This is a genomic window from Desulfobotulus alkaliphilus (assembly GCF_007830435.1).
Lineage (GTDB): Bacteria > Desulfobacterota > Desulfobacteria > Desulfobacterales > ASO4-4 > Desulfobotulus > Desulfobotulus alkaliphilus.
Genome location: NZ_VLLC01000027.1, coordinates 18880 through 40836, shown reverse-complemented (window position 1 = coordinate 40836; position 21957 = coordinate 18880). Strand labels below are relative to the sequence as shown.

The 21957-nt window shown below is 49.5% G+C and carries 17 protein-coding genes; 10 read left to right on the top strand and 7 right to left on the bottom strand.

What is annotated here, in order from left to right; all coding sequences use genetic code 11:
• Positions 1–73: 73 nt before the first annotated feature.
• From kdsB to LZ24_RS13785, 5 genes are all read left to right on the top strand, one after another.
• Positions 74–811, top strand: a complete 738-nt coding sequence (kdsB, locus tag LZ24_RS13805; protein ID WP_144686120.1) for a 3-deoxy-manno-octulosonate cytidylyltransferase — start codon at positions 74–76, stop codon at positions 809–811.
• A 7-nt stretch (positions 812–818) separates the two neighbouring features.
• The gene (locus LZ24_RS13800; protein ID WP_144686119.1) at positions 819–1445 is read left to right on the top strand and encodes a Maf family protein; all 627 of its coding nucleotides are present in this window, start codon (positions 819–821) and stop codon (positions 1443–1445) included.
• Entirely contained in the window at positions 1442–2131 is a 690-nt protein-coding gene (locus tag LZ24_RS13795; RefSeq protein WP_144686118.1) for a YggS family pyridoxal phosphate-dependent enzyme, read from the top strand. The genes LZ24_RS13800 and LZ24_RS13795 overlap by 4 nt, the downstream gene beginning before the upstream one ends.
• Positions 2132–2148: 17 nt before the next feature.
• Positions 2149–2694, top strand: coding sequence for an epoxyqueuosine reductase QueH (locus tag LZ24_RS13790; protein ID WP_144686117.1), 546 nt, complete (start codon positions 2149–2151; stop codon positions 2692–2694).
• Between the two features lie 420 nt (positions 2695–3114).
• Entirely contained in the window at positions 3115–4956 is a 1842-nt protein-coding gene (locus LZ24_RS13785; RefSeq protein WP_144686116.1) for a M48 family metallopeptidase, read from the top strand.
• Between the two features lie 61 nt (positions 4957–5017).
• On the opposite strand, the gene LZ24_RS13780 is transcribed toward LZ24_RS13785, so the two are convergent.
• From LZ24_RS13780 to LZ24_RS13770, 3 genes are read right to left on the bottom strand one after another with little or no spacing between them, the layout of a single operon-like run.
• A complete protein-coding gene (locus LZ24_RS13780) occupies positions 5018–7318 on the bottom strand; it encodes a GspE/PulE family protein (RefSeq protein ID WP_144686115.1) in 2301 nt (766 codons plus the stop codon).
• Between the two features lie 43 nt (positions 7319–7361).
• Complete coding sequence (locus tag LZ24_RS13775) at positions 7362–7586, bottom strand: hypothetical protein (RefSeq protein ID WP_144686114.1); 225 nt, start codon at positions 7584–7586, stop codon at positions 7362–7364.
• Positions 7587–7605: 19 nt separating this feature from the next.
• Positions 7606–9489: an ABC-F family ATP-binding cassette domain-containing protein gene (locus LZ24_RS13770; RefSeq protein ID WP_144686112.1), complete on the bottom strand. Its 1884-nt coding sequence runs from the start codon at positions 9487–9489 to the stop codon at positions 7606–7608.
• A 539-nt stretch (positions 9490–10028) separates the two neighbouring features.
• Between LZ24_RS13770 and ppdK the strand changes: the two genes are divergently transcribed.
• Complete coding sequence (gene ppdK / locus LZ24_RS13765; protein WP_144686110.1) at positions 10029–12749, top strand: pyruvate, phosphate dikinase; 2721 nt, start codon at positions 10029–10031, stop codon at positions 12747–12749.
• An 80-nt stretch (positions 12750–12829) separates the two neighbouring features.
• Here the strand turns inward: ppdK and LZ24_RS13760 are convergent, their stop codons facing one another.
• The 4 genes from LZ24_RS13760 to LZ24_RS13745 all read right to left on the bottom strand — a co-directional run bounded on the left by LZ24_RS13760 (position 12830) and on the right by LZ24_RS13745 (position 17089).
• A complete protein-coding gene (locus tag LZ24_RS13760) occupies positions 12830–13249 on the bottom strand; it encodes a MaoC family dehydratase (RefSeq protein ID WP_144686108.1) in 420 nt (139 codons plus the stop codon).
• 90 nt (positions 13250–13339) lie between these two features.
• The gene (gene phaC, locus LZ24_RS13755; RefSeq protein ID WP_144686106.1) at positions 13340–14602 is read right to left on the bottom strand and encodes a class III poly(R)-hydroxyalkanoic acid synthase subunit PhaC; all 1263 of its coding nucleotides are present in this window, start codon (positions 14600–14602) and stop codon (positions 13340–13342) included.
• A gap of 99 nt (positions 14603–14701) precedes the next feature.
• A complete protein-coding gene (locus LZ24_RS13750) occupies positions 14702–15595 on the bottom strand; it encodes a poly(R)-hydroxyalkanoic acid synthase subunit PhaE (RefSeq protein WP_144686104.1) in 894 nt (297 codons plus the stop codon).
• A 798-nt stretch (positions 15596–16393) separates the two neighbouring features.
• Positions 16394–17089, bottom strand: a complete 696-nt coding sequence (locus LZ24_RS13745; RefSeq protein ID WP_144686102.1) for a LysM peptidoglycan-binding domain-containing protein — start codon at positions 17087–17089, stop codon at positions 16394–16396.
• Positions 17090–17434: 345 nt separating this feature from the next.
• Here LZ24_RS13745 and LZ24_RS13740 point away from each other — a divergent pair, with 345 nt between their 5' ends.
• From LZ24_RS13740 to LZ24_RS13725, 4 genes are read left to right on the top strand one after another with little or no spacing between them, the layout of a single operon-like run.
• Positions 17435–17929 carry an NADH-quinone oxidoreductase subunit NuoE family protein gene (locus LZ24_RS13740; protein WP_144686100.1) on the top strand — a complete coding sequence of 165 codons (495 nt, stop codon included), beginning with the start codon at positions 17435–17437 and terminating at the stop codon, positions 17927–17929.
• 41 nt (positions 17930–17970) lie between these two features.
• Positions 17971–18375 carry a (2Fe-2S) ferredoxin domain-containing protein gene (locus tag LZ24_RS13735; protein ID WP_144686098.1) on the top strand — a complete coding sequence of 135 codons (405 nt, stop codon included), beginning with the start codon at positions 17971–17973 and terminating at the stop codon, positions 18373–18375.
• Positions 18365–20143: an NADH-quinone oxidoreductase subunit NuoF gene (locus tag LZ24_RS13730; RefSeq protein WP_144686096.1), complete on the top strand. Its 1779-nt coding sequence runs from the start codon at positions 18365–18367 to the stop codon at positions 20141–20143. Before LZ24_RS13735 ends, LZ24_RS13730 begins: the two co-directional genes overlap by 11 nt.
• A gap of 31 nt (positions 20144–20174) precedes the next feature.
• Positions 20175–21923, top strand: a complete 1749-nt coding sequence (locus LZ24_RS13725) for an NADH-dependent [FeFe] hydrogenase, group A6 (RefSeq protein ID WP_144686094.1) — start codon at positions 20175–20177, stop codon at positions 21921–21923.
• The last annotated feature ends 34 nt before the right edge of the window (positions 21924–21957 follow it).

Below are 21957 nucleotides of genomic sequence, written 5' to 3'. Positions count from 1 at the left end.
ATTTCTTGAGGATTTATTTTGCCTGTGCTATGAGCCCTGCACCCCGTTTATCTTTATTTTTCCGGAGGATTCAATGAAAAAAACGGTTATCATTCCCGCCCGATGGGGCTCCAGCAGGCTTGAAGGTAAACCCCTGCACCCCATCAATGGCATTCCCATGATTCAGCATGTGTATCAGCGCTGTGCCAGAGCAGCCGTGGATGCCGTGGTGGTGGCCACCGATGACATGAGGATTCTCAAGGCCGTGGAAGCCTTTGGGGGTAAAGCGGTGATCACATCAGAGAAAAACCGGTCCGGCACAGACCGGGTTGCGGATGCCGCCCGCATACTTGAACTTTTACCCGATGACATCCTTGTCAATGTGCAGGGAGACCAGCCCCTGATTCATCCCTCCTGTATCGATGAGGTGACAGCACCCTTTGAAAGGGAGCCGGATCTGCCCATGGCCACCCTTGGTTATGTCATTCAGGACACAAGGGAAATCCATGATCCCAAGGATGTGAAACTGGTAAGGGATATCCGGGGCAATGCCCTCTATTTTTCAAGGGCCACCATTCCCCATGCCAGAGATGAGAACACGCCCGTTTCCCACATCAAGCATCTGGGTGTCTATGCCTATACCCGGCGGTTTTTGGACATTTTCAAGGATCTTGCCACGGGTCAGCTTGAAGAGATTGAAAAACTGGAACAGCTCCGGGTGCTGGAACATGGCTATACCATCCGCGTGGTCATGACCCCCCATGACTCTCCTGAAGTGGATCTTCCCGAAGACATTCTTCGCATTGAAACAAAAATAAAATCAGGGAGCTGAAAAAGGCATGCACACCGTAAAAAAGTCATCCCTGCTCATCCTTGCCTCCGCCTCTCCGAGACGGAAGGAGCTGCTCTCCCAGACGGGTATGGAATTCGCTATTATCTGCAGCCAGCTCGACGAAGAAAGCGTTCAGGCAGACAGCCCCGAAAACCTTGCCTGCGCCCTTGCATCGGCCAAGGCCGGTGAAGTGGCCGCCCTTTACCCTGAAAACTGGATACTTGCCGCAGACACCCTTGTGGTAAAGGGAAACAGGATTCTGGGCAAACCCGGCTCTGCCCCTGAAGCCGCATCCATGCTGCGCCTGCTCAGCGGCTGCACCCATCAGGTCATAACCGGCGTCTGCCTGATGAACAGGATCAGGGAAAAGACGATTTCCTATGCCGTAACAACGGATGTACTGTTCAAGCAGCTTTCGGACAGGGAGATTTCATGGTATACAGCAGATTCCGAGCCCTATGATAAGGCAGGGGGCTACGCCATACAGGGACTGGCTGCCCACTTTATCAGAAGTATCAAAGGCTCCTATACCAATGTGGTGGGACTGCCCATCTGTGAGGTCATGGAAACCCTTGCACAGGAAGGCATCCGTCCGGCATACCCGAATGACCAGAATGGAGACCCTCTTCCGTGAGTATCAGCCAGAGACTGCAGGATATAAAAAAGCGCATGGAAAAAATCTGCCTGTCATGCGGGAGAAACCCCGACAGTGCAGCCCTTGTTGCGGTCAGCAAAACCAAAGGGGAACCCCTTATCCGGGAAGCCTTTGAAGCGGGTCAGATCCTCTTTGGTGAAAACTATGTGCAGGAAGCCACAGCCAAGGCAGAAAATCTCGCAGCACTTCCCATATCCTGGCATTTTATCGGACATCTGCAGCGCAACAAGGCCCGTTTTGTGGTCCGTTATTTTGACCTGATCCATTCCGTTGACTCCCTGCGCCTTGCGGAAGAAATCCATAAACAGTCTGAAAAAATATCAAAAATACAAAACATCCTGATTCAGGTACATCTGGGTGGCGAAGAAAGCAAAGCCGGTATTCACCCCAAAGACCTGCAGGAGCTGCTCCGGAACATGACAAGACTGAAGCATGTATGTGTTCAGGGACTGATGGCCATACCTCCACCCGTAGAAAATGCGGAAGAAAACCGCATCCACTTCAAAGCCCTTCGGGAACTTATGGAGGAAAACAATGCAGCAAATATTCTGCCTGCGCCCATGACCATTCTTTCCATGGGAATGAGTGATGATTTTGAAGTGGCCATGGAAGAGGGTGCCACGCTCATCCGCATCGGAACGGCCATTTTTGGTTCAAGATCTTGAAAAAAGCGAATCCAGCCATGAAAATACTTCTGCACACCTGCTGTGGTCCCTGCACCATTTATCCCCTAAAATGCCTCAGGGACGAAGGCCACAGCGTCATGGGTTTTTTTTACCGCCACAACATCCATCCCCTGAGAGAATGCCTCCGCAGGGAAGAAACCCTGAAAGAGTATGCCCTTCAAATGGAGATGAAAGTCATCTTTCAGGAAGGATACGAGCTGGAAGAATTCCTGCAGTCCATGGTTTTCAGGGAAAAGGAACGCTGCCGCATCTGTTACCATAAACGCCTCACCGCAACGGCACTTCTGGCAAAAAGGGGAAAATTTGATGCCTTTTCCACAACCCTTCTCTACAGCCGTTTTCAAAACCATGCCCTGATCCGTGAGATGGGAGAGGCCGCAGGCAAAAGCGCTGGCGTCCCCTTTTTTTACAGGGATTTCAGGGAAGGCTGGCAGGAAGGGATTGAAACTTCAAAGGAAAGGGGCATGTACCGCCAGAGCTACTGCGGATGCATTTACAGTGAAAAGGACAGGTATTTCAAAAATAATGGGAAAAAAGCCTGACCGGGCAAAAGGCCAAAGCCTGATCATAATGCAATGTATCTGTTCAGCACAGTTTTTTCTGAACTGCCAATGCTGTAATTGCAGCAGCTTCGTACTGCTGTAAGGCTCCGTGGCTATTTGCAAGTGACATTGCAATCGTTTCGGATCAGAGCTTTGCAGGCCTGTGCGAAAGAAGCGGCAAACTGTCTGAGCCGCCACAAAGGCAGCGTGCTTAAGCCTGCCATGGTAATCAAAAAGCTTATTCTGCCTGTGGCGGGGGGTTTTTTTCGCTTCCGCACAGGGCAAGAAGCTCCCGAATAAGATTGCGTCACGGGCAAATAGCCTGGAGCCTGTGCATCTGTCTTGCATGTATGGTACTTGAAAAACTGTGCTGAACAATTACCACCAGATAATACAAAGTGCTTAGAATATGGATACCCTATGTTTTATCAACTGTTTTATACCATTGCGGCACTGATTCTTGTTACGGCCTGGGTGCCTGCGGCCGACCTTCGCCACAGCTTTACCGACTGGTTCCATCTCCTTGCCGCATGTCTTCTTTTTTTTATTCTCTCAAGCCTGTGGAACAAAAAATCCCTGCATAAATACAGACATCTCTCCCCTTCAGGCATTGCCGAAAAGTGGCACCGCCGTCTGCAGGCCCAGAATCTTGTCCTGCTTATCTTTTTCGCTTTCTTTGTCCACGGACTTCACCTGCCTTTTCTGCTTTGCCCCCGCTTTCTGGCAGATCTTCTCCCCTTTCTTCAGGACTTTTTTGCCCTTGCCTTTTATTTTGCTCTTCTCTGGGGACTCTGGCATCTGGCTTCGGGCAGCATGGCATCCACCAGAATTATCGGAGAAGGTGACCGTCAATCCTTTATCCGGGAGCAGATGGGACTCAGCCTGCCTGCCCTTCTGCCATGGTTTGTCTTGTCCGGCCTCCACGATTTTCTCATGCTGCTGCCCTTTTCCGGTTTCAGACAAGCCTTTTCCAGCAGTACGGGCCAGACCGTTTACTATCTGACAGTCTTCACAGCCATTTTTTTATTTGCGCCCCTCTGCGTCCAGAAATTCTGGGGCTGCTCTCCCCTGCCCCCCGGCCCTCTTCGTCACCGCATTGAAAAAGTGCTTCAGGACACAAAAACCGGCTTTAAGGATATTTTAATCTGGCCCCTTTTCGGGGGACGTATGCTCACCGCAGGAATTATGGGTCCATGGAAAAAATTCCGTTATATTCTGGTAACCCCTGCCCTGCTGCAGCACCTTTACCCGGAAGAACTGGAAGCCGTTATTGCCCATGAGGCAGGCCATGCCCATTACCGCCACCTGATTTTTTATGTATTCATTCTTGCAGGTTTTCTTCTGGTTTCATGGTTTTTTCTGGATTTTCTCTACCAGCTTCTGGTCCTTGGGCCGGGACTTATGCTCCTTTCCTTTTTTTCATTTTTATCCCCTGCAGCCCTGGCAACGGCTCTGGGGATTTTTATCACCCTCACGCTGTTTATCCTCTATTTCCGTTTTCTTTTCGGATACTTTATGCGGCATTTTGAAAGACAGGCCGATGCCTTCGCCTTCAGGGTACAGGGTACTGCCCGGCACCTGATCCAGACCTTTCACACCTTAAGCAATATGACAGGCCAAAATCCGGACAAACCCAACTGGCATCACTTCAGCATAAGCCAGAGAATCCGCTTTCTGGAAAAGTGCGAAAAAAATCCTGAGCTTGCCATTCTCCATGACAGGCAGGTCAGAGGCTCTGTGTTGCTGTATCTGTTTTTTCTGATTCTGCTGACAGGGGCTGGGGGGTATATGAAATGGGCTGGATGGGATGACAGCATCCAGAAAACCCTTCTTATCCGTGCCCTTGAGATGGAAGTCCACACAGAAAAAAAGGATCCTCTGCTCCTGCGCCATCTCGGAGACCTGTATCAGGAAAAAAAGGCTTATCAAAAGGCCCTTTCCGCCTATCACAGGGCCCTGAGTGCGGGAAGCCGGGATGCCGATCTTTTTAATAACCTTGCCTGGCTTTATATCACCGCCGAAGACAGTGGGGTGGCAGACCCCCTGCTTGGAACCTATTTTGCCGAAAAGGCCGTACACCAAAAACCTGAAGCACCTTATATCCTCGATACCCTGGCAGAAGGATACCACAGAACAGGACGCAGGGAAGAAGCGGTTTACTACGGCCGTAAGGCACTCCATTATCAGAAAAAAAGCCATGGAGAAACAGACTATTATGAGAAACAGCTTGAAAAATTCTTAATGGATCAGGGGACTGAGTAGCCGCACTGCGCCGCCTTTTCCTGAGGTCATCAGGCATTACCCAAAATGGAATCCTGCTTTTTTATTTGATACAGACCTTCCGCACCTGAAGCAGATCCGTATGCCCCCCAAAAACCTTGATAATCCCATCCTGTTTCAGGGTTCTCATGCCCTCTTCTATGGCCAGATCCCGGATTTCCTCCATGGGGGCCTTGCGCTGAATCAGACGCTTGACCGTATCCGTACCCACCAGCAGCTCATGCAGGCCCATGCGGCCTGCGTAACCCGTCTGATTACAGCGATCACATCCCTTGGGTCTGCGGAGCTCAAGGGAATCCGTATAGCGGATACCCGTATGTTCCTCAAACTCCCCTTCTTCTCCATAGTCCCTGACAATCTCATCGTATTCCTCCCTTGTGGGGTGATAGGCCTCTTTGCAGTTTTTACAAAGGGTACGCACAAGGCGCTGGGCCAGAATACAGAGAATGGCATCTGCAAAGTTAAAGGGATCCATGCCCATATCCAGAAGACGGGTCACACTTTCCGGAGCACTGTTGGTATGCAGGGTGGAAAAAACAAGGTGGCCTGTGAGGGATGCCTCAATGCCAATCTGGGTGGTTTCCTTGTCCCGCATCTCCCCCACCATGATGACATCCGGGTCGGCACGGAGAAAGGATCGCATGGCTGCGGCAAAGTCAAAACCGATCTTGGGCATGACCTGCACCTGTCTGAGACCCTTCTGGGTAATTTCCACAGGATCTTCAGCCGTCCATATTTTTCGTTCCGGCTTGTTTATAAAACCTAGGGCGGAATGGAGGGTGGTGGTTTTACCGGAGCCCGTAGGCCCGCAGACAAAAATAATGCCATAGGGCTGCTGTATGGTCTGAACAAAGTTTTCATAATTACGATCTGAAAACCCCATTTTATCCAGAGGAATGGGTTCGCCCGCAGCCAGAATACGCATGACCACGTCTTCCAGCCCCCCCTGGGTCGGAACCGTTGCCACACGAAGCTCAATATCCTTGCCACCATATTTTTTGAATTTGATTTTACCGTCCTGGGGTTTTCTCCGCTCTGCTATGTCCAGATCCGCCATGATCTTGATACGGGAAACAATGGCATTCCTGTAACTGTAGGGAATGGTCTGGTAAAGGGTACAGGCACCGTCCACCCTCACCCGGATCTGGGTATTCTGTTTTCCCGGATAGGGTTCTATGTGGATATCCGAAGCCCCCCTTGCAAAGGAATCCAGCACCACCTTGTTCACAAGCTGCACCACGGCACTGCTTTCCTCGGAAAGGGCGGACTGGGATTCCTCCTCCTCTTCCTCCGCATCCTGAAGCTGGGAGAGGATGTCATCCATGGACAGGCCCTGCTGATGATCGGCCTGGGTGAAACGATCAATGAAACGGCGGATATCCTCCTTAAAACAGAAACTGAAAACAGGGGATTTATCGGGAAAAAGTGCCCGGATTTCAGAAAGGCGCTGCAGATCATGGGGATTATCAATGGCTATACGGGGTTCATCGTTTTCCGTACCTACGGGTACCCAGAAATTCGCCCGCATAAATCCCACCTTCAGCCCATGGAGAAGATCCGTAGGAATGGGAACCGCATCATCGTAGGGCTGGAAGGAAACCTTGTAAAAACGTGCAAGGGATTCTCCTATGTGCTTCTTATCTATCTTGAAATCATCCAGAAGAATTTTTTCTATGTTTTCCTTGCGGTTTCTTGCAAGGGCCACCGCGTCATTGAGCTCCTTCTGGGTTAAAATATGATTTTCAAGGAGATAATCAAACTTGGTGACCCGCTTGCTGCTGGCAAGACGTTTCTGATTATGCAGGGCAATACCCAACACCTCAGCCAGTTCCGTCACATAAACTTCATCCCTTTCATCAAAAACCGTCCCGTCTTTACGGTTAATGAGCTGCAGGGCACCCAGAAGAAAACTTTTATAAATGATGGGAACCACCAGAACCTGCCGGGTAACAAAACCGGATTTTTTATCCCAGCTTTTATCAAAGCCAAGGGCAGGATCAATTTTTTTCAGTTCTGCGTCATCATAAACATTACCCACGTTCACAAGCTTTTGATTAAAAACAGAATATCCTGCTATGCTGCCGGGAGAAATGGGAACCCGGATCTCACCGATCTCCTCACCACTCTTAAAACGGGACACCAGCTCCCTTTTGATACCATCCACATAATAAATGGTCAGCCGCTCACAGGCAAAAAGGGCTGTAATCTCATCTTTCAGGTCAATGAATATTTCATCTATGCGTGCGGCAGAATAGATTTTATTGCTGATCTCCTGAAGGCGGGTACGGTACTCAACCTCAGATTTCAGATTCTGCACATCATGATTTTTTTCAACAGGTTCCATGGCAGCTCCCGGATTTTCTGCTACATTTCAATGGGAAATGTCCTCACGCTCTAAAAAAACGATACCACAACTTCCTTACACCGCCGCCAATCAGAATAAACGCCATAAAATAAAAACAGATACGGATAAAAAAACCGGACCCGGAAAAGGATTCTACGGCAAGAATATCCGGCATGATCTGGGGAATCCTGAAAATAATTCCTACCCCTGCCCCGATCAGTGCCATGGCCCATATTGTATCCAATGGATTTTCGCTTCTTTTTGCCAATGCTATCACCCCTTTGTGTTCAGACTGTACATCCGTCAAGATTGTCAATCTTCAGATCAAAATCCGCCTTGATCGTCTCATAGGCAAGGGTTTCTTCCTCAAGGGTCCCGTAAAGGGTATCGATCTTTGACTGCAGAAGACCGATTTCTTTTGCAAGGGCTGCCATTTTTAAACCATCTCCCGTCAGTGCCAGATCCTGCATCTCCCGGGTAAGGCCCTGCAGCTTTTCTTCGGATATTTCTATATCTTTTTCCAGAAGATTCATTTTTTTTTCTTTGGGTTTTAAAAGAAGGGATTTCTGCTGAATGATTTCTGAGCGCATTTTCCTCAGATCTTTTCTGCTGGGCGTATTTTTTTCTGTACCAGCTCCTGCTGACGAAACAGCAGATGATTTGCCCATGCTTCCCTGCTCTTCCTTTTCCTCATCCCAGCCCTCATTCTCAAGAAATTCTCCGTAACTGCCATTAAAAACCACAGGGCCGTTTTCTTTGAAGACCACCAGACGGTCTGCAAGGGCATGGAGAAACATTTCATTATGGGTAACCATAACAACGCTACCCTCAAAGGCATCAATGGCTTCCAGCAGGGCATCACAGCTGTTCATATCCAGATGGTTGGTCGGCTCATCCAGAAAAAGCAGATTATGGGGCTTTATCAAAAGACGGCCCAGCATGACCCGGCTTTTTTCCCCACCGGAAAGAATGCGGATGGGCTTTAAGGCCTGATCGCCCTCAAACATCATGGCACCACAGATATTCCTTGCCGTCTGCCGCTCACAGTCTCCATGGGCCGCCTGAATTTCCTCCTCCACGCTACGCTCCGGATGCAGCCTGCTGATGTGGGTCTGCTCGTAAATACCCGCCTCAATGCCAGGATTCAGGGTAATTTTTCCTTCCGCAGGTTCAGTAATCTGCGCCAGAAGTTGCAAAAGCGTTGTCTTGCCTTTTCCGTTTTTACCGACAATACATACCCGTTCTCCCGCGGACAGGGTCAGGGAAAAATTCTGAATCAGGGGGAGATGCTGCTCATAGGCAAAGGAAATGCCACTGGCCTGCAGCGTGTACTTTCCCTTGTAAGGCAGGTAGGGAAAACTGAATTCCAGATCCTTGATATTTTCCAGCTTGTCCTTTTTTTCCATTTTGTCCAGCGCCTTAACCCTGGACTGCACCATACCCGCCAGTCTGGCCTTGGCCCTGAATCTGCGGATAAACTGCTCCATTTCCCTGCGGCGCTTCTCATCATTGACCCGTGTCTTTTCATAGACCTCTTCTTCCTGAGCCATCTGTATATAATATTTTTCCGTATCTCCTGCCACCTTACGGATACGTTTCCTGTGAATCCCCACCACATGGGTGACAACCTTATCCATAAAACTTCTGTCATGGGTGATAAGAACAAGCTCTCTGGGCCATGAGGAAAGGAAACGCTCCATCCAGCGGATGGAAGTAATGTCAAGGTAGTTGGTGGGCTCATCCAGAAGAAGAAGGTCCGGTTCCGATACAATCACCCGGGCAAGGTGTACCCGGATCTGGAAACCACCGGAAAACACATCCGGAGGAGAAGCCATATCCTGTTCTGAAAAACCAAGTCCTGCAAGAATTTTTTCCGCTTTCCATACAGCATCCTTTTCTTCTGCAGGCAGCCCCGAGGCCACTTCATCCAGTATGCTTCCCCCTGAAAAGGATAAATGCTGGCTCACATAACCGATGCGGTAATTTTTGGGCATCAGGATCTGCCCTTCATCGGGCATTTCCTCCCCGGAGAGGATACGCAGCAGGGTTGTTTTCCCATGACCGTTGCGGCCCACAAGACCTATCCTTTCCCTGCTGTTGATCTTGAAACCCACACCATCAAAAAGATCCTGACTGCCGTAACTTTTTTTAAGCTGATCCATCTGTATCATTTATTATATCCATCCATGGGGCATATATTAAAAAACAAACCCAAAAGAAAAAATATATCATGCCCCGGCCTGCGGGAAAAGACTCTTTAATAAAGACGCCCCCGTTCCTGTCCGTGTCAGGGGAAAGAGGAAAACCCTGTTTTTTCTTGACTTCACCTCTAAAAATACTTAGACAGACGCTGATTTCTGGTCTCTGAACTCTGGTCCGCTGAACGTTCCCCTTCTGTCATATTCTGTGACAGATAACAAAAAGGAACGGATTCGAAACCCCTTATCCGTATATCATGTTTTTCCATGACAAGCATAAGACATGGAATATATGAATAAATAATTTTATCAGTTTTTTTTATAAAGACCTGTGAAAACCTTGTTATCCCCATGTTTCTGACAGTCAGATCCGATTCAACTGTCCTGAAACATCTGGATGTATTTGTCCGCACCATCGCCATTCTGGTTGTGGACCCTTAAAAAACGGTGATATCACCCGAATTATTAATTTCATCAGTCTTTTCTGTATTTTTGAAAGGAAGGAAAAAAGAATGACCACCTACGTTTACAGCTTCGGTAATGGAGCGGCAGATGGCGATGCAACCCAGGCCGAACTTCTCGGAGGAAAAGGCGCAAACCTTGCAGAGATGGCCCAGCTTGGCCTTCCCGTTCCCGCAGGTTTTACCCTAAGTACCGACTGCTGCAATGATTTTCTGTCTTCCGGTGGAAATTACCCCGGAGAACTGCGGGAACAGGTTCAGTCAGCCCTTGCAGCTGTGGAAGGTATTATGGGCATGAAGTTTGGGGATCCTGAAAATCCCCTTCTGGTTTCCTGCCGATCCGGAGCCCGTCAGTCCATGCCCGGCATGATGGAAACCGTGCTCAATGTGGGTCTCTGCCCTGCCACCATTCCCGGCCTGATCAAAAAAACGGGGAATGAGCGTTTTGTCTATGATGCCTACCGCCGCCTTATCATGATGTATGCAGACGTGGTCATGGAAAAAGCCGAGGGTATTGAACCCATTGATGGCATGGGTATCCGCAGCCAGCTTGACCGGATCATGGAAGATCTCAAGGAAGAAAAAAACTACATCAGTGACACGGACATTCCTGCCGAAGACCTCAAAAACCTCTGTGACACCTTTAAAAAAACCGTACGTGAGGTTCTGGGCGTCGATTTCCCGGACAAGCCTGAGGATCAGCTCTGGGGAGCTATTGGTGCTGTTTTCAAAAGCTGGAACGGTCGCCGTGCCATTTCCTACCGCCGCATTGAGGGCATTCCGGATCAGTGGGGTACGGCCTGTACGGTGCAGAGCATGGTTTTTGGCAATATGGGAGCCACATCCGCCACAGGCGTTGCCTTTACCCGGAACCCCGCCAACGGAGAAAACCGCTTTTATGGAGAGTGGCTGCCCGATGCCCAGGGTGAAGACGTTGTGGCCGGAACCCGGACACCCAATCCCTTAAACAACGACACAAAAAATGAGCAGAACGCCCACCTTCCTTCCCTTGAGGAAGAAATGCCCAAGGTGTATGCCCAGCTCTATGAAATCCGGAACAACCTTGAAAAGCATTACCGGGATATGCTGGACATTGAGTTCACCATCCAGGAAGAGCGTCTGTACATGCTCCAGTGCCGGGTAGGCAAAAGAACGGGACCTGCCGCCCTGAACATGGCCATGGACATGCTGGAAGAAAAAATGATCACGGAAAAAGAGTGCGTGATGCGGGTCAAACCCTCCCAGCTGGATGAACTGCTGCACCCCATTGTGGATCCTGCCCATGAAAAAACGTCCACCGTCATTGCCAAGGGCCTTCCTGCAGGCCCCGGCGGTGCCTTCGGCCAGATTGTCTTTACAGCCCAGGATGCCGTGGATTGGCATAAGAGCGGCAAGCAGGTAATCCTTGTACGTGAGGAAACCAATCCGGAAGATGTGGAAGGTATGCGTGCTGCAGAAGGTATTCTCACGGCCCGTGGAGGAATGACCAGCCATGCGGCCCTTGTGGCCAGGGGCTGGGGCAAATGCTGTATTGTCGGTGCCGCCATGATCAAGCTGGATTTCAAGGCCAAAGAAATGCGCATTGGCGGTAAAGTATACAAAGAAGGGGATGTGGTTACCCTGAACGGCTCCAAGGGTCTTGTCTATGAAGGTGCCCTGAAAATGGTGGATGCCACGGAAAATCCCCGGTTCAAAGCCTTCATGACCATTGTGGACAGATACCGGACCATGGGTGTACGCACCAATGCGGACAGCCCCCAGGATACGCTGGTTTCCCTTGAGTACGGTGCGGAAGGCATCGGCCTTTTCAGAACCGAGCATATGTTCTACGGGGGAGATTCCGAAGAACCCCTTTTCCTCCTGCGCAAAATGATCCTCAGTGATACGGAGGATGAACGGCGCCAGGCCCTGGAAGAACTCTTCCCCTTCATGAAACGGGACATTCAGGCCACCCTTGAAACCATGGACGGCATGCCCGTGACCATCCGTCTGCTGGACCCTCCCCTGCACGAGTTTGTTCCCCATGGCAGGAGCCATCAGGAAGAACTGGCCAAAGCCCTTGATATTGACATTGATGATGTGGTCCGCAGGGGTGAAGAGCTTCAGGAAAGCAACCCCATGATGGGGCACCGCGGGGTACGTCTGGGAATCACCTACCCTGAAATTACGGAAATGCAGGTCCGGGCCATTCTGGAAGCGGCCGCCGAACTGATCCGTCAGGGGAAAAATCCCCTTCCTGAAATCATGGTTCCTGTCACCTGTGATGTGAAAGAGCTGATCTTTGCCAAAGCCATTACGGACAGGGTTTATGCGGATATTCTGAAAACCTTCAGTCTGGATGCCATTGATTACAAATACGGCACCATGATAGAAATTCCAAGGGCTGCCCTGCTGGCCGATAAAATGGCCGAGTGCGCTGATTTCTTCTCCTTTGGAACCAACGACCTGACCCAGATGACCTTTGGATTCAGCAGGGATGATACCGGTGGTTTCATGGCCGATTATCTGGACAGGGGGATCATAGAGGCCGATCCTTTCCAGACCATTGATCAGGATGGTGTTGGTCAATTGATCCAGTATTCCGTAGAACGGGGCAGGAAGACACGGCCTGACCTTAAAATCGGCATCTGTGGAGAACAGGGGGGGGATCCCGCATCCGTTGCCTTCTGCTATGCCAACAACCTGACCTATGTCAGCTGCTCACCCTTCCGCATTCCCATTGCAAGGCTGTCTGCAGCACAGGCTGCCTTGAAGGCTGAAGCAGGTAAATAACCTTTAATATATATAACCAGAACAGAAGAGATCCGGTCTCCTGAAGGACACCGGATCTCTTGTTTTAAAATCAACTTCTCTTATTTTTTCGGCGGACTCATCAGGGCTTCCCCATCCACCACAAGGGTACCCTCCTGATTGGTACAGGTTGTTCTCAGGGTCACCCGGTTTTTTTCCACAAGAAGGCCTGTCACTTCAACCTTGGCGGTGATGGTATCTCCGATACGTACCGGAGCAAGGAATTTAAGTTCCTGACGGAGATAGATGGTTCCGGGTCCGGGCAGGCGGGTTCCCAGCACGGCAGAGATAAAGCCGGCACTCAGCATGCCATGGGCAATACGGGTTTTAAAAACAGTGCCCTTTGCATATTCTTCATTTATATGGGCAGGGTTTAAGTCCCCTGTAACTCCTGCAAACTGATAAACATCCGACTCGGAAATCGTTTTTGTAAAGGTTGCGCTGTCTCCCATGGAGATCTGATCAATGCTAAGTCCCTGCATAGGTATCCTCACGTATGTTTAATCAATGAATTCATGGGGCAGGACGGCTCAAAAATTCTGATCCTCCAGGCCCTGCCGTTAAAAGAATTTTCACACTCTCCCGGCAACACCCTTGCCCTTATTTTTGGCAGCATAGGATTTTCCGCTCCCCGCCTGCTTCTGGCCGGAAGCTGGCTTTTTACCGGCTGTTCTCGTATTTTTAGCGGGTTCGGAAGACGCATCGGCACCGGACTCTTTCAAGGCTTCCGTCAAACTCTGTGTTTCCGGGGCAGCATCCCTTTCAAGGAGCCATTTGGAAATGGTTGGCACAAATTCCTTCTGATACTTGGAACTCACATAAATTCCTATATGCCCTGTATCAAGGCAGATATCCGTTGTATCATTACTGCCTACCTTACTGGTAATCTGATTACTGGCCGCAGGCGGAACCAGATGATCCAGACGGGCATAAATATTTAAAACGGGCATGGTGACCCGGTTCAAATCAATGAGATGGGGACCAATCTGCAGTTTATTCTGAATAAGAAGATCCTTCTGATACAGATCTTCAATAAACTGGCGGAAGGTTTCACCGGGCACATCGGGGCTGTCATAGATCCATTTTTCCATGCGGATAAAGTTTTCCACAAAGACCTTATCCCCAAGATTGTTTATGAATGACCGGTATTTATCAATCATGAGCCGGGCAGGATTCAGGAGAAGAAAACCAAAGTTCATCATATCTCCGGGCATATTCCCGTAATTTTTCAGAATCGCTTCCGCATCCAGACTCCGCATCCAGACATGAAGAAGACCCTCTTCATGCCCAAAACTCGTCGGCGTAACCGTAAGAACAAGGTTTTTTACCTTTTCAGGGTGAATGGCAGAATAAATGGTACAAAAAGTTCCGCCCATGCAGATACCCATGAGATTCAGGGAAGAAACCCCTTCCCTTTTACGGATAAAATCCACGGCATCATCTATGTAGACATTCACATGGTCATCAATGGACAGATATTTATCCTTCTGGGTAGGATATCCCCAGTCCAGCATGTAAACATCCATGCCATCTGCCAGAAACTTCTCCACAACACTCCGCCCCGGCTGCAGGTCCAGCATGGTTTCCCTGTTAATGAGGGCATACACCACAAGAATAGGTGTTTTTCTCGGCGTTTTCCCCTTAGCCTCTGACCGGTAATGCTTAAGCCGCACACGGTCTTCCTGCCATACGATATCATAGGGGGTTGCTGCGATCTGATCGTCAAGGGAACTTAAAAGCACATCAACAGCATCTTTCAGATATGCCTGATTTTTTTCCGTATTGTTTTCCAGATCCGTAAGAAACTTGTCCGTCAACCTGCCAATATCCATCATATTGATCCCCCGTTACTTGTATTACCGCCAGTTTCCGAAAAAACAATCCTGATAATTTGATAAAAACCTGTGCCACAGTGGCAGGAAAAAACCATCAGATTATTTTTCTGCATTCTTTTCCAGATCCCGGATCCGCCTTTTTAAAGCGTATATTTCTTTATACAGTTCATCCATTTCAGAGCGTGTGGGTACGGGAACACTCTGGAGACTGTCTTCTATTATCGCATCCCTTGCGGATTTGAACTCTCCCATGGCACTCAGTGTTTTGCCCAGTGCCGTCGTATATTCCTGAGAGCGGAACAGCTCCATATAGTGAGCTTCCAGTTTCTGCAGCCAGAGCTTGTAGTAATCTTCATTATCTTCTGGAATACGCCCTTCCGCAACCATCTTCTCAATATCTTTTTGCAACTGCAAAAAACTCTGCTCCATGGGAATATAAAGAAAGTGCAGCAGCTCTATGGCATTGCCATGGAAAAGACTGAACCGGTCCAGGGCCGTCATCATCCTTTCCTGATACTCCCGCCCCAGTCCGACCTGAGGAATATGGAAAATCTTTCGTATCTCCTTTTCATAAATTTCCTGCCATGCATGCAGAAAATCATTGCTGTTGCCTTTACCCTCCATCGTTTCAAAAACTTCTCCGAGTTTTCCCGCGTTTTCCATAAAACGCTGCTGCATAAAATCCGTCTGCTTCTGAAAAACCTGCATAAAACGACCGACGGCTTCCATCTGTGCAGCCATATCTGAAGGATCAAAGGACTTTTCCTGATCTTTATTCATACTTCCACTCCAAGTTTCCATGTTTTTGAGAAAACCACCCCAGCTTTCCGTTAAGGATTGCGTCCATTTTTTCTGGAAAATTTCTGCCTGGCCGGGAAAATTCTGGCCAGTCTCATTCCACGTTTCCGAAAAGGAGCGCCAGAACTGACCCGTAGCTTCTGCAACAGCCTGAATGGAGCTGGTGAATGGGGATGCATCCTGATTTTTTGTCATTAAACCTCCTGTACTTTTTCAACTGCAGAAAAAACACCATATATAAAAATTATTTTTATCAAACGACAGGGGTAAAAGTTAAAAATCGTATTCGCTGGTTTATTAGTGAATCGAATTGAAAGACAGTCAAGAAGGAAAAAGCATCGAGTGGCCGAAGACGGCAATGTAATTTTATACCAGCAATACATTCAAAGGTATTCCCCGGCTATAAAAAATCCATTATTTCCTGTACTCAGAACGTCATCCGGTATTTTTTTATTTTACAGGCGGTACAATCCTTCGTTTCAAACAAACGAGATTGATTTTAAGGTTTGCTTTGACTGGTGTATGTGCAGCGTATCTGCCTTCGTCTTAATGGGGATTTTTCAGAAGTTATTAAGTTTACTTTTTTATGCTAACCGAATTTTGGAAAAAGGTCCATAGGAAAAAAACACAAAAGCATGGGTTTTTTCCCCATGGCCTTCTAAATAATCATCGCAGGCCCATCAGGATCAAGCATACAGGCCTGTATCCCACAAGATACGACTGCTTTTTTAATTGCTTTTAAACCTGTAAAGCCTTTTCTGCTCACTGCCCTGACTCGGCCACCGTTTGCAGGTCAGGCTGTTGTCAGGCCCGTGGTGCGATCGGATATTCGCAGGGGCAGTCCTGAAGGTCTGCCCCTGCGAATAATTTTTTCGATCCCTGCTTTTAAGGGACCCATTGCAGATGCAAAGCTGACTAGTATAAAATCTGGTCATACAATTTCAACAACATAAGACTCCTGCGGATGAAAGGTAGTGATAATCGGATTAAAAATCATTCCGGAATTTTTAATCTCTGGCCCGGATGGATTGGATCACTCTGTTTCATCCTGTTGGCTTCCAGCAGACTTCCAAGGCTTACCCCATGCTTCCTTGCGATGCTGAACAGGGTATCCCCCCGCTGTACACTATACTCAAGGCCCCGGCCAGAAGGCGGTGGCGCTGCGGGACTTGCCGGTTCCGTCTTTGGGGTTGAGGATCTGCGTGTTTTCACAGTGGCATCTTCACCTGTTGCCTCTGCTGCCTTTGGGGGAGCAGGGGCAAGGGTTCTGTTTCTTTCTTCCACAGCCGCCTGAAGACCGTCCATTTTTTTGGAAAGAGCAGCAATCTGTAAAGAAAGATCCGCATTCAGTTTCCTTATGGCTGCCACAAGCTCTTCCTGATCAGGAACCCCGGATTCGGAAAACATCCGCTGCATACGCAGGGACTCCATGGCACTGGCCAGCCTGTCAAGGCGGTCGGATATCTCAGCATACTCCGCACCTGCACCACCCGCAGAAGGAAAAACCGGTTCATCGGATCTGCCCGGAAAAAAAAGCAGAAAAAGAACCAGTACGGCCACAAGACCAGCCCCCAGCCATACAAAGGGCATTTCCACGGAACGGTACCAGGTTTTTTTACCGGCGGGAGGCCCGAAACCGGGCTCTTCATGCCCGCCAGCCTCCAGATTCGATCTGATTTTCGGATCCATACAACCTCCTCAGCAATCATCATGGCATAATATCTCTGCTTTTTTCTCCACCTGAACAGAGAATCCCTGTCTTATGTAATAGAGGCAGGGAAGTCTGCATCCCCACCTTTATCCATACTTAAAACACATAACCTGACCGCCCATATATATCCAATTATATTTCAGACATGCAATCCAATAAACGCTGTTTAAAAAAACGATAATACAATTTTTTAAGGAACCATTTATTCATCAACATTTTTTTATTGAAAATAACGTCCGGGACGGTATAGGGTAGCAAAGTTGTACCGGCATAACCCTGTAAATATCGTTGTAAACAATGATTCAGGTAAAGGGAGATACATTATGGATACACAGCAGGAGTTAAGACTTTCCGATGATCTTCTCGCCTTCATCGACATCTGGAAGGAAAAACGGGGAAACCTCATCATGATTCTTCACCGCATCCAGCAGGATTTCGGTTATGTACCGAAAAAAATCGCCATTGAACTGAGCCGTTATATTGATGTCCCCCTGGCAAAAATCTACGGTGTTCTCACCTTCTACCATTACTTCAAACAGGAAAAACCCGGACGCAATACCCTTGCCGTGTGTACGGGCACAGCCTGCTACCTGAAGGGAGCCCAGGACCTTCTCCATGAAGTGGAAAACCTTCTGGGAGCCGGCGTAAAGCAAACCACGGAAGACGGCGAATTTTCCGTAGAAGCCGTCCGCTGCATCGGCTGCTGCGGACTGTCACCGGTAATGACCATCAATGACGAAGTCTTTGGGGTTCTGAAAACCGATGAGCTTGCTGGAATCATATCAAAATTCCACAGCAAGTCCTCCGGACAGCAATAAACTGCCGATAACCTGCCCCAGTTACATGTAAGGAGAAATCAATGGGAATGAGCAGAGAAGAGCTCAGATTGCTGCGTGAGAAAAAGCGCCTGGAGCTCCACGAAGGCAAAGACAGTGAAAACAGGATTGAAATCCTCATCGGAATGGGCAGCAGCGGCATTGCCTCCGGTGCAAAGGATATATTGAAAACACTCAGCGAAACCCTCAAAGAAAGGGGTATAAACAATGCCATGATCCGCAAGACAGGCTCTCTGGGCCTTGATCATGCAGAACCCACCCTTGAAATAAAAATGAGCGGCATGCCGGATATTATATACGGCAAAGTGACCTCCGATGTGGCCCGGCGGATTGTTGACAGACATATTCTCGGCAGGGAGCTGGTCTGCGGTCATGTTTTTGATAAACCTGCCCAGGATGTGGTAAAGGAGCCCGAACATGCCATATAAAAAATTTTGCCTGGTCTGCAGCGGCAAGCAGTGTGCGTCCGGACAATCCGAAGAAATTTACAAAGAGCTTAAAAAACTGACCATGGAAAAAGGTATCTGCCAAGACGTGCAGATCGTAAGAACCGGATGCTTCGGCCTTTGCAGCAAAGGCCCCATCGTCAAAATACTTCCCGATGAAACCTTTTATGTCAATGTAGGCGTAAAAGACGCAAGGGCCATTATCGATGAGCACATCATCGCAGGCCAGCCCGTGGAAAACCTCATGCTCAGGCATGAAAATCCCGCAAAAGAATCCAGATTCTACCAGAAACAGGTACGTATTGCCTTAAGAAACTGCGGGATTATCAATCCCGAGGACATCACGGAATACATTGCCCGTGACGGCTATGCCGCCTTGAGCATGGCTCTTTTTGAAATGGAGCCCAAAGACATCATCGAAGAGCTGAAAAAATCCGGCCTCAGGGGAAGGGGGGGGGCTGGCTTTCCCACATGGATGAAATGGAAGTTCACCCATGACATCAGAGATCAGGCCGATGAAATTTTCATCATCTGCAATGCCGATGAAGGGGACCCCGGCGCCTACATGGACCGCTCCATCCTTGAGGGCGATCCCCAGTCCGTACTGGAAGCCATGGCCCTTGCCGGGTATGCCTGCGGCTCCAGCATGGGCTATATTTATATCCGTGCGGAATACCCCCTGGCCATTGAACGCCTGTACAAAGCCATGGATCAGGCCCGCGAATATGGGCTGCTTGGAAAAAATATTTTAGGCAGCGGCTTTGATTTTGACATTGAAATCCGCTTGGGTGCCGGTGCCTTTGTCTGTGGTGAAGAAACCGCCCTTATCGCATCCATTGAAGGGGAAAGGGGCATGCCCCGCCCCAGACCGCCCTTCCCCGCCGTAAAGGGACTCTGGGGGAAACCGACTGTCATCAACAATGTGGAAACCTATGCCAATATCCCCAAGATTATCTTAAGGGGGGGAGACTGGTTCAGCCGGATCGGTACGGAAAAATCCAAGGGGACCAAGGTTTTTGCCCTGACGGGTAAAATCAATAACTCAGGTCTTGTGGAAGTGCCCATGGGTACCACCTTAAGGGAAATCATCTATGATGTCGGCGGCGGTATTCCCAACGGAAAAGCCTTTAAGGCAGCACAGACCGGTGGTCCATCGGGCGGTGTTATTACCGCAGAACATCTGGATACACCCATTGATTATGAAACCCTTGGTGCCTTGGGTTCCATGATGGGCTCCGGCGGCATGATCGTCATGGACGAAGATGACTGCATTGTGGATGTCACCAAGTTCTACCTTGATTTTTCCGTGGATGAATCCTGCGGGAAATGTGCTCCCTGCCGCATCGGTGGCCGCAAAATGTACAATATTTTAAGAAAAATCACCATGGGCAAGGGAACCATGGAGCATATCCAGCAACTGAGGGCCCTGGCCGTTCCCATGCAGAAGGCCTCCCTCTGTGGTCTTGGACAGTCGGCTCCCAATCCCATCCTTTCCACCCTGAGATATTTCGAGGAAGAATATCTGGCCCATATCAGGGACCATCGCTGTCCGGCGGGGGTATGCAAGGCCCTTGTCACCTACACCATCAATCCGGATATCTGTATCGGATGTACGGTCTGCTCCCGTAAATGTCCCAACAACTGCATCACGGGCGAACGCAAGAAGCCCCATGTCATTGATCAGGACAACTGCATCAAATGCGGCATCTGTTATGAGGGTTGCAAGTTCGGTGCTGTACAGATCGCATAGGTATTGACCGGAAACGAGAAGGAGCAGATACGTGCAGAAAATACATATAAAAATAAACCAAATTCCCATGGAAGTCGAAAAAGGCACTTCCGTACTGGTGGCGGCAAAAAAGGCCGGCATTCATATTCCAACCCTCTGCGCCCATCCCGACCTCACACCCTGGGGGGCCTGTGGTCTCTGTGTGGTCAAGGTTGAGGGCATGCCAAAGCTTCCCAGAGCCTGCGTTACGGAAGTCAGCGAAGGCGCCAGCTACATCACCCATGACCCGGAACTGAATAAAATCCGCAGAACCATTGTTGAGATGATTCTCTCCAATCACCCCAATGAGTGCCTTACCTGCGGACGCAGCGGCAGTTGTGAGCTGCAGACCCTTGCGGCAAACTTCAGTATCCGGGAAGTCCCCTTTGAGTCCAATGTAACGGAACATCCCAAGGATGAATCCACCCTCTCCATTGTTCTGGATCCGAGAAAGTGCATCAAATGCGGCCGCTGCGTTCTGGTATGCCAGCAGCTTCAGGACGTATGGGCACTGGAATTCATCGGCAGAGGCGATCATACGGAAATGATGCCCGCAGCCGGTGCCCTGCTCAGTGAAAGCCCCTGTATCAAGTGCGGCCAGTGCAGTGCCCACTGCCCTGTGGGTGCCATCTACGAAAGGGATGATACCAAAAAACTCCTGGATGCCATCCTTGATCCGGAACTCCATGTGGCAGTACAGATAGCACCTGCCGTTCGTGTGGCCATAGGAGAAGCCTTCGGTCTTGAGCCGGGAACCATCACCACAGGAAAAATCTATGCGGCTTTAAGGCGTATTGGTGTGGATGCCATCTTTGATACCAACTTTTCTGCGGACCTGACCATCATGGAGGAAGGGACGGAGTTTGTCGATCGCCTCACCAAAGGAGGTGTACTGCCCCTGATCACATCCTGCTGCCCCAGCTGGGTGGATTACATGGAAAAATACTGTGCCGACATGATTCCCAACTTCTCCACGGCCAAATCACCCATGATGATGCAGGGGGCTCTCACAAAAACCTATTATGCGGATAAAAAAGAGATACCCAAGGAAAAAATCTTTTCAGCGGCCATCATGCCCTGCACCAGCAAAAAATTTGAAATTGTCCGGCATAAGGATATGTATGCCTCAGGCCAACAGGACGTGGATGTGGTTCTGACCACAAGGGAGCTGGCCCGGCTCATCAAACAGTCCGGCATTGACTTTCTCTCCCTTCCCGATGAAGGGGCAGATTCCCCCATCGGAGCCTATACGGGTGCAGGCACCATTTTCGGTGCCACAGGCGGCGTAATGGAAGCAGCCCTGCGCACGGGCTACTTCCTTGTCACAGGCAGCGAATATGAAAAAATCACCTTTGAGGAGGTGAGGGGCATGGACGGCATCCGCACCGCCAGCATTCATATTGACGGAAAAGAGCTGCGTGTGGCCATTGCCCATGGTGTCGCCAATGTGCGGGATCTGCTCAACGAAATCCGACAGGCCAGGGACGAGGGGAAAGAACCCCCCTACCATTTTGTGGAAGTCATGGCCTGCAGGGGCGGGTGCATCGCAGGGGGCGGTCAGCCCTATAACACCACCGATGAGGTGAGAAACGCCCGTATTGCCGGAATGTACGCCGATGATCAGCAGTCGGAAATCCGGTGTTCCCATAAAAATCCGTTTATTGAGGAAATCTATAAGGAGTTTCTGGAAACACCCGGCAGCGGCAAGGCCCATGAACTGCTGCATACCCACTATCAGCACAGGCCCCTATACACCAAATAGGATAATTTACTGAAATCCGGGCAGGCCCCTGTGC

Excerpts from the sequence above, each read along its gene's own strand:
- kdsB (WP_144686120.1), top strand. The coding sequence starts at position 74 with ATGAAAAAAACGGTTATCATTCCCGCCCGATGGGGCTCCAGCAGGCTT.
- LZ24_RS13800 (WP_144686119.1), top strand. The coding sequence starts at position 819 with ATGCACACCGTAAAAAAGTCATCCCTGCTCATCCTTGCCTCCGCCTCT.
- LZ24_RS13790 (WP_144686117.1), top strand. The coding sequence starts at position 2,149 with ATGAAAATACTTCTGCACACCTGCTGTGGTCCCTGCACCATTTATCCC.
- LZ24_RS13785 (WP_144686116.1), top strand. The coding sequence starts at position 3,115 with ATGTTTTATCAACTGTTTTATACCATTGCGGCACTGATTCTTGTTACG.
- LZ24_RS13780 (WP_144686115.1), bottom strand. The coding sequence starts at position 7,318 with ATGGAACCTGTTGAAAAAAATCATGATGTGCAGAATCTGAAATCTGAG.
- LZ24_RS13770 (WP_144686112.1), bottom strand. The coding sequence starts at position 9,489 with ATGATACAGATGGATCAGCTTAAAAAAAGTTACGGCAGTCAGGATCTT.
- ppdK (WP_144686110.1), top strand. The coding sequence starts at position 10,029 with ATGACCACCTACGTTTACAGCTTCGGTAATGGAGCGGCAGATGGCGAT.
- LZ24_RS13760 (WP_144686108.1), bottom strand. The coding sequence starts at position 13,249 with ATGCAGGGACTTAGCATTGATCAGATCTCCATGGGAGACAGCGCAACC.
- phaC (WP_144686106.1), bottom strand. The coding sequence starts at position 14,602 with ATGATGGATATTGGCAGGTTGACGGACAAGTTTCTTACGGATCTGGAA.
- LZ24_RS13750 (WP_144686104.1), bottom strand. The coding sequence starts at position 15,595 with ATGACAAAAAATCAGGATGCATCCCCATTCACCAGCTCCATTCAGGCT.
- LZ24_RS13745 (WP_144686102.1), bottom strand. The coding sequence starts at position 17,089 with ATGGATCCGAAAATCAGATCGAATCTGGAGGCTGGCGGGCATGAAGAG.
- LZ24_RS13740 (WP_144686100.1), top strand. The coding sequence starts at position 17,435 with ATGGATACACAGCAGGAGTTAAGACTTTCCGATGATCTTCTCGCCTTC.
- LZ24_RS13735 (WP_144686098.1), top strand. The coding sequence starts at position 17,971 with ATGGGAATGAGCAGAGAAGAGCTCAGATTGCTGCGTGAGAAAAAGCGC.
- LZ24_RS13730 (WP_144686096.1), top strand. The coding sequence starts at position 18,365 with ATGCCATATAAAAAATTTTGCCTGGTCTGCAGCGGCAAGCAGTGTGCG.